Here is a 15,658-nt window from a genome sequence, read left to right as displayed (position 1 = left end):
CACGACGGCGCCGAAGAAGCAGCGCATCCCGCCCCCGGATCCGGTCCGCTGTCCACGACCGGGGACAATTCATATTTTTCTTCCACGTGGCCGCCTTTACACGTGGTCGAGCAGATGATCGCGCGGTGGGGTCCGGCTCGTTAGAGTGCGCCTTTCGTGGGTAATGACGGTGGCGGCCAGGGCGATGGTGAGGCCAATGACGGTCTCGAGGGCGCGCTCAGTCAGGAGGGTGCCGATCGGGGCTGGCAGCATGAGATTGCCAAGCAGAAGGGCCATCGGGGTGAAGAAGACCAGGCCGAGGCTGTAGTTGCGCCCGGTCGTCAGCTCGGTGCACGCCTGGAGCGCGGCGATCACGATGATCGCGGCATAGCTGGTGGGGTGGGCGGCCAGGACGAGGGCTGCGACGCCGAGGCCGGCGGCGGTGCCGATCACCCGCTGGGCGGCGCGCGTGAGGCGGGCGTGCAGGTCCGGTGCCGACATGGGGACGGATGCCGTGACGAAGGTCCAGTAGGGGTGGCCGATGCCGCTGGTCGCGACGGCGAGGCCGGCGGCGGCGATACCGAGCAGATAGCGGGCGGCGTGGCGGCCCACCGGGTCGGACGGGCGTAGGCCGCGCCACGACGGCCGATACCGCACTGGGTCGCCGCCGTCGCGGTCGGTGCGACCCGGGAGGGCGAGCAGCAGCGCGAAGACGGCCGCGCCAGCTGCAGCGAGGGCGGCTGCGGGCACCGTGTTCAGCGCGATCGGGACCGTGGCCGAGGCTGTGAGGGCGAAGACCGGGTTGAGAGCTCCGGTCGGGTGCCATCGGCCCAGCTCGGCCAGCACTACCGCGACGCCGGCCCAGGCGGCCGCGACCGGGACGAGCAGCCAGAGCCGGAACGGGACGGTCGCCACTAGGGCGCCGACGACGACGCCGACCACCAGCACCACGCCCGCCTGCGCCTGCATGGCTAGGCGTACCCGAGCCGGCTCGTGTCGGCCGTACAGGGCGGCGAAGGCACCGATCGCCGCATACAGCAGCAGGTCGCCGCGACCGGACGCCAAGCAAGCCACCAGCGGCACGAAGATCGCCAGGCTTGCGCGCAGGGCGGTCCAATGGGCGCCGGCATGCGGGCCCAGGTCGAAGACTGCCGCCCACCAGGACCGCATGGGGATGGCCTGCGTCATTTTAACCTTCCGAGGTGGTACAGGAATGAAGTACCTCAAGGTTACTACACCTATGAACTACTATTGTGGTTGACCGAGGCGACCGCCACGGAGGCGCGGAGGAGCCGGATGGATCAGGACGCAGACAGCCCGCCCGCTCATGGCGACGTCGTGGACCGGATGCAGCGTGAGTGGGCCCGGCTGCGCCCGGACCTGAGCTTCACCAGCCTCGGGGTGATCCACCGCGTGCTGCGCGCTTCCCGCCTCATCCTCGAAGCCAGCGACGCCTTCCTCGCCGACTACGGGCTCACCCGCGGCGAGCTGGACGTGCTTTCCGCGCTGCGCCGTTCGGCCGAACCTCTGAGCCCAACGACGCTGGCCCAGACGCTGCTTGCCCCGCGCTCCGCGATCACCATGCGGCTGAACGCCCTCCAGGCTCGGGGACTGCTGAGCCGGACGGCCAACCCGGCCGACGGCCGCTCGTCCCTGCTCGTCCTCACCGAGACTGGCGCCGCGCTCGTGGACGAGGTGATTCCCGCCCAGCTCGCCCTCGAAGATGCCCTACTCGCTGAAGCCCCGGCCTGGGCCACCGAGGGCTTGGTCGATCCCCTGCGGGCACTGACCTCCTCGTGGGAGCAAGGACGAGGCCACCAGACCGGGTCCGGCAAGGACCGGCGGAACGGCGCGCTCGAGTCCTCCGGATGAGCCGCAGCAGCGCGCGACGCGCGGTGGTCATCAGCCCTGCCGACTCCCGACGCCGGCAGTTTGTTCAGAGGGACTATTTGCGCAACGCTGCCCAGGCTTGGAAACCGCCGATAAGGTCGGTCGCACGGGTCAGTCCCAGCCGTCGCAGGGTGTGTGCAGCGAGACTGGAGCTGTAACCCTCATTGCAGACCACCACGATCCGCCGTGCGGGGTCGTCAGCGATCGGGAGCCGGTGGGGGCTGGAAGGATCCAACCGCCACTCAAGAACGTTTCGGTCAATAACGACCGCTCCCGGAAGATCACCGTCGCGGTCTCGCTGATCGACCGGCCGCGTGTCGACAACAAGGGCGCCCGCTGCCATCTCCCGCTCAAGATCCGAAGCGTGAACACGCTCGAGCCCCCTGCGGCTCTCACGTAGTAATTCGCTGATCGTGAGGGTCGCAGGGGAAGCGCTCGGATTTAAAACCCGTTGGCAGATCGGAACGCCGTCATCGGAAAAGTCACACTGCTTCACGGTTTTCCTCGCTCTGCCTGCTGATCCGTCGGTCGTTCCACCCCAAGCGGAACCATGAGCTATTTTGGTCACCAATCCAAGGGCATGGGGGGAATCATGTCAATACACGTCAGCCACGCAATTCGTGCCATGCCCGACCCTGTTGTCGGGCGGGCTCGCCCGTGCCGCGGGAGGAGAGCCGAGGCTGAGGGCGCGCGGGAATAAGAACCCCCGCCAAGAGGTTGCCGTGTGGTGTGAAAAACATAGGGTTCCTGTCCTTTGGCCATTGGACCGACCACCCGGAGTCCGGCACGCGCAGCGCGTCGGACGCGCTCTTGCAGGCGATCGACCTCGCGGTCGCGGCCGAGGAGCTGGGGGCGGACGGCGCGTACTTCCGCGTCCACCACTTCGCGCGGCAGTACGCCTCCCCGTTCCCGCTGCTCGCCGCCATCGGGGCACGGACGAGCCGCATCGAGATTGGTACCGGCGTGATCGACATGCGCTATGAGAACCCGCTCTACATGGCGGAGGACGCCGGCGCGGCCGATCTGATCTCTGGCGGCCGGCTGCAGCTGGGCATCAGTAGGGGTTCACCCGAGCAGGTCATCGACGGGTGGCGTCACTTCGGCTTCGCCCCCGCCGAGGGCGAGTCGGACGCCGATATGGGCCGCCGGCACACGGAGCGCCTGCTCGAGGTGCTCACTGGTGAGGGCTTCGCGGCGCCGAGCCCCCGCCCGATGTTCCCAAACCCTCCGGGCCTGCTGCGCGTGGAGCCACACTCGGAGGGCCTGCGTGAGCGCATCTGGTGGGGTTCCGGCTCGAACGCCACGGCCATCTGGGCGGCGAAGCTCGGCATGAACTTGCAGAGCTCCACGCTCAAGGATGACGAGAGCGGCAAGCCTTTCCACGTCCAGCAGGCCGAGCAGATCGAGCTCTACCGGCAGGCCTGGAAGGAGGCGGGGCACGAGCGGGAGCCGCGCGTTTCGGTCAGCCGTAGCATCTTCGCCCTGACCGACGAACGCGACAGGCAATACTTCGGCCGCGACCGCCACAGCTCCGACCAGGTGGGCAACATCGACGAGAAAACGCGCGCAATCTTTGGCCGGTCCTACGCGGGTGCCCCGGATGAGCTGGCCGCGAAGCTGGCGGAGGACGAGGCGATCGCCCAGGCAGACACCCTACTGCTCACGGTCCCGAACCAGCTCGGTGTCGACTACAACGCCCACGTCATCGAGTCGATTCTGAAGTATGTGGCGCCGCAGCTCGGCTGGCGCTGACCCCGCGTGGCAGATTCCCCCTGGGAGACTGCTGAATTAGCGGCGGCGGCAGCTTCAGGGCTGGTCGTTGGATGGCGCATGGCGTCCCCTTCCATTGGCCGTGGCGCCGCGCCGCCCGGCGCTCCTTGTCCAGCGGGATTCTACGTCGGCGGGACGAACTCGTCACGGGAAGGCGTCGGCGGTGCTATCGCTGATGCTGCATGCCTGCCGGAGCGCCCCCTTTGAGCGCGAGCACGGCGAGGCCCAGCATCTCCAGCCCGGTCCAGGCGAGCGTCCCGCCCCAAATCTCGGGGGAGAAGCTGAGCGCCCCGTCGCGGAGCGCCACCCCGGCGAAGTATGCGGCCCAGAACACCAAGGGGGAGAGGGCCGCCGCGGTCATGATCCTTCCGTGGCGGCCCGGAGCCGGGCGGACCACCGCCCACACAACTCCCACGAGCACGGAACCTACAAGGGCCGCCGGCACGAGCCAGGCGTCCCGCAGCGCGACCATAAGCTGCATCGCCACGGAGGGGACGAACGCCATGGCCGCAGGCACGGCCGGGTTCAGGCGCCAGCGCAGCGACAGCAGCAGGACGGGCACGAAGAGCACGGCCGTCGAGACGAAGAACGATCCCAGGGCGACCAGGATGGCCGACGATGTCGGAGCCGTCACCGCGGGCTGGGCCGCGGAGCCGACGTACGTCTGGACAAGCCCGTGGCGCGCAAAGACAGCGAACTCCTGCAGGATGAACGCCGCAACCATGCCCGAAAGCATCGCGCTCACGAAGGCCGGCACCAGCTGTGCCCGGGACCGCTCCGGCGCGTGCCATGCGGCGGAAAACGGCGCGCTGAGGATGAGGAACCCGCCAGCAGCGAGTCCCAGATGCGACGGGCTGAAGAGCGCCTTGAGGTTCTGCTCAATGCCGAAGACCGAATGCCAGGCGAAGTCGGCCGCCCCGGAGGCCAGGAAGAGGACGACGCCGGCCGCCGCGGCTCCGTAGCCGGCCGGGATCGCGTCCGTCCATCGCGCGCCCGGTGCATGCCGGCGCCACGTCAGGGCGGCGAGCCAAAGGGCGCAGGCAGCAAAGCCCGAGTAGAGAACCGCGTGCCAGGGAGTGAAGAAGGTCTCAAGGTCGTGGAGGTTGTTGTGGGCCCAGCCGTCCACGTACGTGCCGGTGAGGAGCCAGACCCCGGCGGCGAGGGTGATGGCGTCTTCAGCGGCCGTCGTGGGACGGTGCACTGATACCGGCGGAATTGCCAAGGCGTTCGTAGCTGCGGCGTGCATGGTTCCACAGTAGGACTCGCAGCCTTTCGGGGCGAGAGGCTAAGCGCCCCGGGTCACCGCACCACGGTGCGGTGACCGGCGTCCAGGCGCCGGGTCCAGCCGCGTGAGTCCAGATATTCAAGCAACGGGACCGCGACCCGGCGAGTTGTGCCGAGGGCTTGCCGTGCGTGGCTCGTGGTGAAGGGCTGCTCCAGGCGGGCCAGTTCGCGCATCGCCAGGGCCGGTGCCGTAGGGAGCAGCACCACCCCATCGCGCAGCCGCAGCAGCCGCCCGGTGCGCTCGGCGGCAGCGAGCTCCCGCGCGCCCAGGCCCAGCGCGGCCAACTCATCGGCTTCCGGGGCATGGAAGGCGTTCGCGGTCAGCTTGCGCTCCAGCTCCGCGACCGCCGGCCCGACGGCGCCAAGGTCGCCTTGGGTGCCTGGCAGCCGGACGTGGCCGGCCTCCTGTTCGAGGCCTGCCGCGCGGATGACCGGGTCAAGAAGCCGCTCATCGGGAAGGTTGAGAAGGTCCCGGGCCGCGCCCCGGGACAGCCCTGGGGTGAGGGGATCGCGCTCGTGCAGTTGCCCGAGCGCCGTCCGCAGCCGCTGCTGCCACGCCTCGAAGACGGGAGCGTGCACCCACCAATCGCCGAGAACCCGGACGCCGGGGGGCGCCGCCTCATGCCCCGCCAACAGCCCGAGCCGGCGCAGGTGTCCTTCCTGCACGGCCCCGCGGCGTGCCACTTCCGCCAGCACATCTCCGGCGGCATCCATTCCTGCGAGCCGCTCCGCCCAGTGGGCGCCGTCTCCGCGCCGCCGCAGAGCCGGCGGATCGGCGTCCAGCACCTGCGCACCGCCCAGCACCGTGCGGCTCCCGGGGTCCCGCAGTACCAGGCGGTCTCCGAGCACGAGCGGCAGGCGCCGGTCCAGGACAAGCCGGGCATGGTCGGCACCGAAGGGGCGCAGCCGGGCAGGCACGGCAGCAGTGCCGGCATGCACCATGAGCTGCTCCGGTACGTCCGTATAGGCCACGCCGGTAGTGCGCTGGATGCCCAGGACGGCCGTGACGGCCCACGCGTCGGGGGTCAGCAGCGCATCTCCCCGGCGGACGTCGGCGGCCGAAACATCGCGCAGGTTCAGCGCCACCCGGTTGACCGGCCCCAGCGAGGAGTATGACTCGTCGCGGCTTTGCAGGCCGCGGACCACCACGGGCCGCGAACCGTCGTGGCCGAGCAGCTGCAGGCGGTCACCTTGAGCGAGCGTTCCCGCCGCCAATGTTCCGGTCACCACGGTTCCGGCACCCTTGATGGTAAACGAGCGGTCCACCCACAGCCGGAGCCGCCCCGTGGTGGCGGGGGCAGGCACCCCGGCCAGAACGCCGTCGAGCGTGGCACGCAATTCCGCCAGGCCGGTGCCCGCGATGGCAGAGACAGCCACTGCGGGCGCGTCCGCCAGGCCGGTTCCGGCCAGCTCCCTGCGGGTCCGGGCGAGCACCTCAGCAATCTGCCCGGGCGCCCGGTCAGCCCGGCTGATGACCACGACGCCGTACTCGATGCCCAGCGCCGCGATGGCGTCGCGGTGGTCGCTTGACTGCGCCTGCCACCCTTCATCAGCAGCGACGACGAAGCAGACCACCGGAGCCGGTCCGATTCCGGCGAGCATGTTACCGAGGAATCGTTCGTGGCCAGGAACGTCCACGAAGGCAACATCCTGCCCGGAAGGCAGCGTGGTCCAGGCATAGCCCAGGTCGATGGTCAGCCCGCGCCGCCGCTCTTCCTCCCAGCGGTCCGGCTCCATGCCGGTAAGCGCGCGCACCAGCGTGCTCTTGCCGCAATCGACGTGTCCGGCGGTGGCAACGACATGCACGGTTCAGTCCGCCCTGCCCGCATTCGAACCCTGCAGGATCGCCTGCACCTGGCGCACCGCGTCGAGTATCCGGTCATCGTCCTCTTCGGGCACGCAGCGCAGATCGAGCAGGCAGGAGCCGTCATGGACGCGCGGGAGCACGGCCGGGTCGCCGGTACGCAAGGGGCCCGCGAACGCTTCGGGGAGCCGGAGCGCCCACCCCTGCAGGGGGACACCGGGTGCTCCGCCGCCGCCGACCCGGCCGTCGTGCGCGACGACCGGTACGGCGAGGGCAGCGGCGAGCCGCTCGGTACGGTTCCGCAACCACTCCGGGTCCGCATGCAGGGCCCGGACAACCGGCGGTGCCTCGCCCGCGACCGTCGCCTCCAGCGCCGCAAGGGCTAGTTTGTCGGCCCGCACCGCTCGGGCGAGCGGGTGGCGCGCCAGCCGGGAGATGATCTCCGCCCGGCCGAGCAGCAAACCGGCCTGGGGTCCGCCCAGCAGTTTGTCGCCGCTGGCGATGACGACGTCGGCCCCGCTGGCCAGCGCAGTGGCAGCGTCCGGTTCATCGGGGAGGTGCGGATCGGGCGCCAGCAGTCCACTGCCGAGATCGGCCACGAGGGCAACCCCGTGCGCCGCGGCCAGCGGGCTCAGTTCGTCCAAGGGAACAGCGGAGGTGAATCCGTCCACCCGAAAGTTGCTCGGGTGGACCTTGAGTACGCAGCCGGTGGCCGGTCCGAGGGCGTCGGCGTAGTCCCGCAGGTGCGTCCGGTTGGTCGTGCCCACCTCCCGCAGCATCGCGCCCGTAGATTCGATCAGGTCCGGCAGCCGGAAGCCGGCACCGATCTCCACCAGTTCGCCGCGGCTCACCACCACCTCCCGGCCGCCGGCGAGGGCTGTGGTGGCCAGCACCAGCGCCGCAGCCCCGTTGTTGACCACCAGCGCGTCCTCGGCAGCAGGGCAGGCGGCGAGCAATGCAGCCCGGGCACCAGCGCCGCGGCGGGCGCGGCTGCCGGTTGCGAGGTCGAGCTCCACGTCCACGTAACCGCTGGCTGCGACAAGAGCTTCAACCGCGGCCGCAGACAGCGGCGCGCGGCCGAGGTTGGTGTGGACGACGACGCCGGTCGCGTTGAGCACCGGGCGCAGGGTGGTCGCCGTACGGGCAGCGACGGCGGCCAGCAGGGCCGGTGCCACCTGGCCGGGATCGAGGTCACCGCGCCGCGCCTGCTCCTGGGTTTGCTGGACGAGTTCGCGGATGAGCCGTGCACTCAGACGATTCCGGGCCGCGCGGACGGCCGGCAGGGCCAGCAGATCGTCGGTGCGCGGTATCAGGCGGCGGGGATCGACCTGGTCCACAGTCCCTCTTCCTTCCGCGGCGTTGCGTGCCGGTGGTTGGCGGAGGCGGACGGGAATCGAACCCGCCAGGCCGAGATACTCAGCCTCACCGGTTTTGAAGACCGGGGGGCCCACCAGGACCCGGACGCCACCGGGATCAATGTAGCAGATGGCGCCCGGGGGTACCCTAGGGGAGTGAACGAGACAGAGACGTCTATTCCGCAACTTAACAACGACGGCGTCGGCGCAGTCCGGCTCACCGGCTATGCCCACGGTGGTGGCTGTGCCTGCAAGATTCCGCCCGGCGAGCTGGAAGAAGCGGTGCGCGGCCTTACCGGCCAGCCAGGCGCGGACGTGCTGGTCGGTCTTGACAGCGGCGACGACGCCGCCGCTGTCCTGGTGCGCGGCGACCTGGCGGTATTGTCCACCGCCGACTTCTTCACTCCCGTGGTCGACGATGCCTTTGACTGGGGCCGGATCGCTGCAGCCAACGCGCTTTCGGACATTTATGCGATGGGCGGCCGCCCGATCATGGCGATCAATCTCGTCGGCTGGCCGCGCGGCGTGCTGCCCCTGGAGTTGATGACTGAAGTCCTCCGCGGCGGCTTGAGTGTCGCCGCCGAGGCAGCGTGCCCGGTGATCGGCGGGCATTCGATTGACGATCCGGAGCCGAAGTACGGCATGGCGGTCACCGGCGTCGCCCATCCCGACCGGTTGCTGCGCAACGACGCCGCCCAGCCCGGGCTGCCGCTCACGCTCACCAAGCCGATCGGCGTCGGGCTGCTGAACAACCGGCACAAGCAGACCGGTGACGTGTTCGCGGAAGCGGTAGCGTCGATGACGCGCCTCAACCGTGACGCGGCAGAGTCGGCGGTGGAGGCCGGCGTGCGTGCAGCCACGGACGTGACGGGCTTCGGTCTGCTAGGACACTTGTACAAAATGTGCCGCGCCTCCGGGGTGGGGGCGGTGATCGACCGGGCGGCGGTGCCACTCGTGGAGGGCGCCCGGGAAGCGCTGCGGGACGGCTTTGTCTCCGGCGGGACGCGGCGCAACCTCGATTGGGTTCGGCCGCACCTGCGGGCCGCCGCGGGCGTCACTGAAGACGATCTGCTGCTGCTGGCCGATGCCCAGACCTCCGGCGGCCTGCTCGTCGTGGGCGAGGTGCCCGGCTACCCGGTGATCGGGCGTACTGTCGTCGGCCAGGGCATCGAGATCCGCTGAGCCCGAAATCCCCTAGACCACGGCGGAGCGTTCAGCTGGCAGTGGTGATCGAATCGCCGGTGATGCCGGCGGCTCGGCGGGCGGCGAGACGGTTCTTCTGCGGTTCGATCGTGTAACGCGGGTCCCGGGCCGAGGCAAGGCCGGCCTCGAACACGCCGAACCGGGTCAGCGCCGAGGCGGCCAGCAGGGCCAGCCCCGAAGCCGCGGCCACCGCCCGGTTGCGCCCGCCCAGCAGTGCCCCCAGTCCGCCCGCAGCGGCCAAGCGCTCGCTCCATTTCAGCATGACACCTGCCGTGCCCTGGTGCAGGGGCTCGGCCACCACCGGGTCCATCCGGTGCTCCATCACCCGCATGGCAACCACGTCACCCATCACGCCCAGCACCGCGAGCTTCCGGGCCGGACCCGCTTCAGGTACCGGAGTCGTGATCATCGCGAGCCCGGCAGAAGCGAGGGCCGCGGAACTCACGAAAACGAAGGGCAGTTCCTCATGCGCGGCGTTCCAGGTGGGGGTGGCCGTGTCACCGAGCAGGACCGCCGTGTACGCCGCCAGCGGCCCGGCGAAAAACGCGGCCTCGAAGCCGGCCGGTCCCTCGACCGCGTACAGCAGGTTCCGCAACGGACCCAGCGGCAACCGCGCCCCCGTCATCCGATCGACTTCCGCTGCCGCCGAGACGGCCGTGCCGACGCTGAAGGCGCTCAGGATCCACGAGCCCACACTCATCGGCGAAGTCAGCTTGATGGTCCGCAGCATGTTCAGGAAGCGCTCCGGCCTGCCCAGATCCTTAACCAGGGCAACAGCGCCCAAGCCTGCTGCCGTCAGGGCACTCAGCCGGGCATTCCGGCGCAGCGTCGGCCGCCCGGTCAGCTGGCCACCGAGACCAAGCAGCGCAGAACCGGCTGCGACACCGCCAAGGAACAGGTAGGCGGCCACATCTTCGGTCCAGGGTGCCGGCTTGACCACCGGACGGCCGTAGTACGAGGTGAACTCCGGTTCCGGAACCATGGGCATCTCACGGGACCCGTCACCGCCGTCGCGGCGTCCGGTGCCGCGCTTGCCACCAGCCCTGCGACGGCGGGCGGGCTCGGGCGGCCGAAAGCTGTCGAACTCAGAGTGGGTCACGCGCGCCCTCCCAGGAAAGCCAACGCCGCGGCGGCGGCCATGCCGGCGACGGCCATACCGGCCCGCCGGTACATCTGCGGCAGATCGGCGGTGGGCACCCTCGGATCCGGCGGAAGCCCGTAGACTTCCGGTTCGTCGAGCAGGAGGAAGACAGCTCCGGTTCCGCCGACGCCGTCCAGTTCGTTCGCACCATAGAGCCTGGCTTCGGTGAGTCCCTGCTCGTGCAGCGAGGCCACCCGTTCCCGGGCCGTCTCCACCATGTCGTCGTGGTCGCCGAATTTGATGGACGTCGTCGGGCAGGCTTTGGCGCAAGCGGGCGTCTCATCGTTGACCAGGCGGTCGTAGCACAGCGTGCACTTCTGGGCGACGCCGACGTTGGGGTCGGCGGGAGGCTTGGCGTGCGTTTCCTCCCGCTGGGCTGCCACCGCCACCATGCCGTCACTGCGGCGCTCAATCACGCCGAACGGACACCCCGCCACGCATGTTCCGCAGCCGTTGCATACGTCGTCCTGGACCACCACCGTGCCGAACTCCGTGCGGAATAGCGCTCCGGTGGGGCAGACATCCAGGCACCCGGCGTGCGTGCAGTGCTTGCAGACATCGGAGGACATCAACCAGCGGAAGTCCGCCGTGTCCGGCGGCGTCGTATCCACCTTTGCCAGGTCCGGCCCGGTGGACGCTGCAGTCGGGGGAGGGCCGATGCGGGGCATGCCGAGATTGACCAGCGCGCGCCCGGACTCCCGTGCCTCGGTAATGCGTTCCTGGCCCTGTTCGACGAAGGCGACATGCCGCCAGGTGCTGGCGCCGAGGCCTCCGGTGTTGTCATAGGAGGAGCCCAGCAGCTCCAGCTTCCCGTCTTGGGGGTTGTGGTTCCACTCCTTGCAGGCCACTTCGCAGGCCTTGCAGCCGATGCAGATGGAGGTGTCTGTGAAGAACCCCTTGCGCGGGTGCTGATGCTCCCACCGGGCATCGGCGGCGGGGTCGGTCGGTCCGGATAACTGGCCCATCTAGTCCTCCAACGTTGAGTCGGCATCCGGAGCGCTGCCGCCCCGATCGGTAAGGAGTCGGTTCCCGGTCTCGATTGTGGCTCCGGCCCTGGCCTGGTACTCAGCAACCAGGTCAAGGAGCCCAGCCCCGCGCGGCCGGCGGCCCGGGCGGATGTCACAGGAGGCAACCTTGGATTCCTGGATCTGGACGTTGGGGTCCAGCGTCACGCCCAACAGGTCATTGGCCGCGTCACCGCTGACGACAGCATCCGCTCCGACGCCCCAATGGTAGGGCAACCCGATCTGATGGACGATGTGGCCGCCGACGGCCAGAGGCTTCATCCGTTCGGTGACCAGCACCTTCGCCTCGATGGCGGAGCGTGCCGAAATGATCGTGGCCCACCCGTAGGGCTCGAGTCCGCGCTCGGCGGCCAGTTCGGGGGAGACCTCGCAGAACATCTCCGGCTGCAGCTCCGAGAGGTACGGCAACCAGCGGCTCATTCCGCCTGCAGTGTGGTGTTCGGTCAGCCGGTAGGTGGTGAAGACGTAGGGATAGACGTCCGAGCCACTGATACCGGCACTTGGGGCACTGAGGTTGTCCGCGAGTGGATACACCAGCCGGGCCGGATTTTGCTGTTGCGGGTAAAGGCCATTGGCCACCGGCGATTCCTGCGGTTCATAGTGGGTGGGAAGGGGACCGTCGACGACGCCCTTCGGCGCGAACAACCAGCCCTTGCCGTCTGATTGCATGATGAAGGGATCATCTCCGCTCAGGGCGGCCGGACCACCGAGACCGGGGTCAGGCTGGCTGCCCGGAGCGCGGTCAACCGGGAAGTCGGGCACGTCGTCTCCGACCCACCGTCCCTGCTCCTGGTCCCACCAGATGTATTTCTTCCGCTCGCTCCACGGTTTACCGGCCGGGTCGGCCGACGCCCGGTTGTAGAGGATCCGGCGGTTGGCCGGCCACGCCCAGCCCCATTCCGAGGCCGCAGGTCCCTGCTCCTGGCCCGGTTTCCGGTTGGCGGCATGGTTGATGCCGTCGGCGTATACGCCGGTGTAAATCCAGCAACCCGCCGACGTGGAACCGTCGGCGCGCAGCTCGGTATACGCGGAGAGTGGCTTGCCCGCGTCCGGGCCACTGAGGTGACGGCCGTTGATCTCGGCCAGCACCGCCTCGCCGTCGGGCTCGCCGTGCTCGTCGGTGGGGTAGTCCCAGGTGAGGTCGAGCAGCGGACGGTCACGTTCGTCCTCTGAACCCGCCAGTTTTTCGCGGATCCTCTGGCCCAGTTCGAAGAAGAACTGCAGTTCACTTTGGCACTCCCCGGGCGGTGCCACGGCCTGGTGCCGCCACTGCAGCAGCCGCTGGGTCTGCGTGAACGAGCCGGCCTTTTCCACGTGGCTTGCTGCAGGCAGGAAGAACACCTCGGTCTCGATGTCTTCCGTGCGCAGTTCCCCCGATTCGATCTCCGGGCCGTCCTTCCACCAGGTCGCCGATTCGATGAGGTTCAGGTCGCGCACCACCAGCCACTTCAAGTGCGACATGCCAAGGCGTTGCATCCGGCCGTTAGAGGAGCCCACGGCGGGGTTCTGTCCGAGCAGGAAGTAGCCCTCCACCTTGTCCTCGAGCATGTCCATCACTGTCTGGTACGTGCCGTGCGCTCCGGTCAGCCTGGGAAGGTAGTCGTACGCCCAGTCATTATCCGCGGTCGCGGCCTCGCCCCACCAGGCCTTCAGCAGGCTGATGGCGTAGGCATCCGCATCCGCCCAGAAGCCCTTCTGCTTCTTCGACCCGATGGAATCCAGGTATTCGCTGAAGGTGTCATGGCGCCCGGCGCTGGGCATTGGCAGGTAGCCGGGCAACAGGTTGAACAGAGTGGGAATGTCCGTGGAACCCTGGATGCTTGCGTGTCCTCGCAGCGCCATGATTCCGCTGCCCGGGCGGCCGACGTTGCCAAGCAGGAGTTGCAGGATGGCGGCCGCCCGGATGAACTGCACTCCGAGCGAGTGCTGGGTCCAGCCGACAGCGTAAGCGAAGCACGTTGTCCGTTCGCGTCCCGAGTTTTCCGTGATGGCACGGGCCAGATACTCGAAGTCCGCGACGCCTATGCCACACATGTCCTGGACCATCTCCGGGGTGTACCGGGCGTAGTGCCGCTTAAGGATCTGGAAAACGGTCCGGGGGTCCTGCAGGGTGTCGTCACGCTGCACTTGGGCGTGCTCCAGGGCAGGACCGCCGCTGCCGAACTGGTCTCCCGCGGCACGGTCCGACGCATGGGAGCCGTGCTCGGAGCCAGCCCCGGCGTCGTCGATCGTGCCTCCGCCCTGTTCCGCGTACGACCATGACGCCGTACTGTACGCTCCCGTCTCCGGGTCGTAGCCGGAGAACAGTCCGCCCAGATCCTCGGCGTCGCGGTAATCGGCATGGACCAGCGTGGCTGCGTTGGTGTACGCGCTCACGTACTCCTTGAACCACAGGTCATTCGTGATGACGTAATTAATCAGCGCGCCCAGAAGGACAACGTCAGAGCCGGCCCGGATGGGAATGTGCTTGTCCGCGACGGCCGAGGTGCGCGTGAACCTGGGGTCGACGTGGATGACCTTCGCTCCGCGGGCTTTGGCCTCCGCAACCCACTGATACCCCACAGGATGGCATTCGGCCATATTGGAACCCTGAATGATGATGCAGTCGGCGTTGGCCATGTCCTGCAGTGATTGCGTTGCGCCACCGCGTCCAAACGAGGCTCCCAAACTGGGAACCGTGGAAGAGTGTCAAATACGTGCTTGGTTCTCGATCTGCACTGCTCCGGCAGCCGTGAAGAGTTTCTTGATCAGATAGTTCTCTTCGTTGTCCAGGGTTGCCCCGCCCAGTGAGGCTATGCCCATCGTGCGGCGAAGCAACCGGCCTTCTTCATCTTCCTGCTGCCACGTCCTGCGGCGGGAATCGACAAAGCGGTCCGCCACCATGTCGATGGCAGTTTCGAGATCCAAACGCTGCCACCGGGTGGAGCGTGGCGCACGGTAGAGCACTTCGGTCTGCCGGCCCGGCGAGTTGACCAACTGCTCGCTCGCAGAGCCCTTGGGGCACAACCGGCCGCGGGAAATAGGCGAATCGGGGTCGCCCTCGATCTGAACGACCTTTTCGTCTTTGACGTAGACGCGCTGCCCACAGCCGACGGCACAATACGGACACACGCTCTGCACGACGCGGTCGGCGGTGGCCGTTCGAGGGGTGACGTCCTTGGTCCGCTGGGAAGTCACGGCCGGGCCGCGGCCCAGCAGGTCGCCCGTACTGAACTGCCGGACGACCGGCCACTGAAGAAAACTGCGCCGTGCCATGGCAGGAGCCTACACAATCCGGAGCGCCAACGACAGGGTGTCGCTACGGCTCGTTTGACCACTACGTGGCTGGCGCTTTTCGCCAAGTGCCTTTGGCCTCACAAAAACCCCCGCAGAGGTGTCGAACGGCAGAATCCGGACTTAGGATGAGCGCTAACGGAAGAACTGAGGTGAGCCGATGAACACGGACGCGTCAAGAATGGACGGCCCTTCCGGGAAGCCAGGACAGGGCGGGAAAGTCAGTGGAGAACTGGCCACCCGGCTCAGCGAGCTGGCCAGGGAGTTGCAGCACGAGCACGATCCGGGAAGGGTCCTTTCCGGGATAGTCCAGGCCGCCGTCCAGCTCATCCCCGGCGCCGCCCATGCGTCCATTAGCGTAGTCACCGGTCGGAAGAACATCGATTCACCGGTCGCTTCGGGAGACCTTCCCCGCAAGGTCGACGCTCTGCAAAGTTCATTCGGGCAGGGGCCTTGCCTGGACGCGGCCTATGAGGACCGGATTGTGCGGGTGCCCGACCTCAGCACTGAGACCCGTTGGCCGGCCTTCTCCCGCGGCGCCGTTGAGCTTGGGGCGCGCAGCATGCTTTCGATCCAGTTGTTCGTCGAAGGCGACCGACTGGGTGCGTTGAACTTGTACGGCGCCGGTCCGAACGCTTTCGACCTCGAGTCGGAGCAAATTGGGCTGCTCGTCGCCGCCCACGCAGCGGTGGCCTTCGCCGACTCCCAGAAAATCAGCCAGCTCAACGAGGCGCTGATCTCGCGCCAACTCATTGGCCAGGCCGAAGGCATCCTTATGGAGCGCTACAAACTGACCGCCCAGCAAGCCTTCCTGGTCCTCAGCCGCGCCAGCACCACTTCCAATACAAAACTGCGTGATGTGGCAGAAAACCTGTGCAGCAGCGGGGAAATTTCGCCCGAAGTTCGTCCGCGTCCAAGCTGAACGCAGCTCCGC

At 68.4% G+C, this 15,658-nt stretch carries 12 protein-coding genes and 1 tRNA gene; 4 read left to right on the top strand and 9 right to left on the bottom strand.

Translation table 11 applies throughout. From position 1 onward, the window contains the following. Positions 1 to 96 precede the first annotated feature (96 nt). A complete protein-coding gene (locus tag ACUYM2_RS10325; RefSeq protein ID WP_481599982.1) occupies positions 97 to 1,149 on the bottom strand; it encodes an FUSC family protein in 1,053 nt (350 codons plus the stop codon). A gap of 126 nt (positions 1,150 to 1,275) precedes the next feature. On the opposite strand from ACUYM2_RS10325, the gene ACUYM2_RS10320 reads away from it, so the two are divergent. Next, positions 1,276 to 1,851: a MarR family winged helix-turn-helix transcriptional regulator gene (locus ACUYM2_RS10320; RefSeq protein ID WP_481599981.1), complete on the top strand. Its 576-nt coding sequence runs from the start codon at positions 1,276 to 1,278 to the stop codon at positions 1,849 to 1,851. 73 nt (positions 1,852 to 1,924) lie between these two features. Here the strand turns inward: ACUYM2_RS10320 and ACUYM2_RS10315 are convergent, their stop codons facing one another. Beyond that, a complete protein-coding gene (locus ACUYM2_RS10315) occupies positions 1,925 to 2,365 on the bottom strand; it encodes a rhodanese-like domain-containing protein (RefSeq protein ID WP_481599980.1) in 441 nt (146 codons plus the stop codon). A 233-nt stretch (positions 2,366 to 2,598) separates the two neighbouring features. Between ACUYM2_RS10315 and ACUYM2_RS10310 the strand changes: the two genes are divergently transcribed. Next, positions 2,599 to 3,621 carry an LLM class flavin-dependent oxidoreductase gene (locus ACUYM2_RS10310; RefSeq protein WP_481599979.1) on the top strand — a complete coding sequence of 341 codons (1,023 nt, stop codon included), beginning with the start codon at positions 2,599 to 2,601 and terminating at the stop codon, positions 3,619 to 3,621. Between the two features lie 184 nt (positions 3,622 to 3,805). Here the strand turns inward: ACUYM2_RS10310 and ACUYM2_RS10305 are convergent, their stop codons facing one another. The 4 genes from ACUYM2_RS10305 to ACUYM2_RS10290 all read right to left on the bottom strand — a co-directional run bounded on the left by ACUYM2_RS10305 (position 3,806) and on the right by ACUYM2_RS10290 (position 8,196). Continuing rightward, a complete protein-coding gene (locus tag ACUYM2_RS10305; protein WP_481599978.1) occupies positions 3,806 to 4,885 on the bottom strand; it encodes a hypothetical protein in 1,080 nt (359 codons plus the stop codon). A gap of 53 nt (positions 4,886 to 4,938) precedes the next feature. Next, positions 4,939 to 6,729: a selenocysteine-specific translation elongation factor gene (gene selB, locus ACUYM2_RS10300; RefSeq protein WP_481599977.1), complete on the bottom strand. Its 1,791-nt coding sequence runs from the start codon at positions 6,727 to 6,729 to the stop codon at positions 4,939 to 4,941. 3 nt (positions 6,730 to 6,732) lie between these two features. Continuing rightward, positions 6,733 to 8,064, bottom strand: coding sequence for an L-seryl-tRNA(Sec) selenium transferase (selA, locus tag ACUYM2_RS10295; protein WP_481599976.1), 1,332 nt, complete (start codon positions 8,062 to 8,064; stop codon positions 6,733 to 6,735). Between the two features lie 37 nt (positions 8,065 to 8,101). After that, positions 8,102 to 8,196, bottom strand: a tRNA-Sec gene (locus ACUYM2_RS10290). Positions 8,197 to 8,238: 42 nt separating this feature from the next. Here ACUYM2_RS10290 and selD point away from each other — a divergent pair. Further along, entirely contained in the window at positions 8,239 to 9,264 is a 1,026-nt protein-coding gene (gene selD / locus ACUYM2_RS10285) for a selenide, water dikinase SelD (RefSeq protein WP_481599975.1), read from the top strand. 31 nt (positions 9,265 to 9,295) lie between these two features. Here the strand turns inward: selD and nrfD are convergent, their stop codons facing one another. The 3 genes from nrfD to fdh are packed head-to-tail and all read right to left on the bottom strand — an operon-like array spanning position 9,296 to position 14,706. Continuing rightward, entirely contained in the window at positions 9,296 to 10,384 is a 1,089-nt protein-coding gene (gene nrfD / locus ACUYM2_RS10280; protein ID WP_481599974.1) for an NrfD/PsrC family molybdoenzyme membrane anchor subunit, read from the bottom strand. After that, complete coding sequence (locus ACUYM2_RS10275) at positions 10,381 to 11,391, bottom strand: 4Fe-4S dicluster domain-containing protein (RefSeq protein ID WP_481599973.1); 1,011 nt, start codon at positions 11,389 to 11,391, stop codon at positions 10,381 to 10,383. The genes nrfD and ACUYM2_RS10275 overlap by 4 nt, the downstream gene beginning before the upstream one ends. Then, positions 11,392 to 14,706 (bottom strand): formate dehydrogenase, encoded by a 3,315-nt coding sequence (gene fdh, locus ACUYM2_RS10270; RefSeq protein WP_481599972.1) that lies wholly within the window; start codon positions 14,704 to 14,706, stop codon positions 11,392 to 11,394. A 178-nt stretch (positions 14,707 to 14,884) separates the two neighbouring features. Between fdh and ACUYM2_RS10265 the strand changes: the two genes are divergently transcribed. Further along, entirely contained in the window at positions 14,885 to 15,646 is a 762-nt protein-coding gene (locus ACUYM2_RS10265; protein WP_481599971.1) for a GAF and ANTAR domain-containing protein, read from the top strand. Positions 15,647 to 15,658 lie beyond the last annotated feature (12 nt).

Source organism: Arthrobacter sp. SD1074B (assembly GCF_056780195.1).
The sequence above is the reverse complement of the archived record's forward strand: the minus strand, read 5'-3'. Positions and strand labels throughout refer to the sequence as shown.

What these genes read in the sequence shown, in the direction of transcription:
- ACUYM2_RS10325 (WP_481599982.1), bottom strand. Translation starts at nt 1,149, where the DNA reads ATGCGGTCCTGGTGGGCGGCAGTCTTCGACCTGGGCCCGCATGCCGGC.
- ACUYM2_RS10320 (WP_481599981.1), top strand. Translation starts at nt 1,276, where the DNA reads ATGGATCAGGACGCAGACAGCCCGCCCGCTCATGGCGACGTCGTGGAC.
- ACUYM2_RS10305 (WP_481599978.1), bottom strand. Translation starts at nt 4,885, where the DNA reads ATGCACGCCGCAGCTACGAACGCCTTGGCAATTCCGCCGGTATCAGTG.
- ACUYM2_RS10275 (WP_481599973.1), bottom strand. Translation starts at nt 11,391, where the DNA reads ATGGGCCAGTTATCCGGACCGACCGACCCCGCCGCCGATGCCCGGTGG.
- ACUYM2_RS10265 (WP_481599971.1), top strand. Translation starts at nt 14,885, where the DNA reads ATGAACACGGACGCGTCAAGAATGGACGGCCCTTCCGGGAAGCCAGGA.